At 50.9% G+C, this 283-nt stretch carries 1 protein-coding gene; it reads left to right on the top strand.

Features of this window, described 5'->3' with window-relative positions:
• Nucleotides 1-7 precede the first annotated feature (7 nt).
• Nucleotides 8-145: a universal stress protein gene (locus Q4563_RS23685; RefSeq protein WP_442903805.1), complete on the top strand. Its 138-nt coding sequence runs from the start codon at nucleotides 8-10 to the stop codon at nucleotides 143-145.
• The last annotated feature ends 138 nt before the right edge of the window (nucleotides 146-283 follow it).

Consider the following 283-nt stretch of genomic DNA (forward strand, 5'->3'; position numbering starts at 1 on the left):
GGATGTATTGGTCGTCGGGTCCATCGGACGCAGTGGTATTTCTGGTGTATTTATTGGTAACACGGCTGAGCAGCTGGTCGACAAGATTGCCTGTGATGTTCTTATCATCAAGCCACAAGATGGCGTACTGCCGGACGCTGAATAACCTGGCGAGCCGGGAATTGAGGGCAGAAAAAAACCGGGCCTCAGGGCCCGGTAAAATTCAAGATCAGAGAGTGAGAGAGCGTGATATTCGGGCTGCAGAACAGCCCGGGTCACAATGATATGACTCACTAATCAGATT

This window comes from Gilvimarinus sp. 1_MG-2023 (assembly GCF_030548285.1).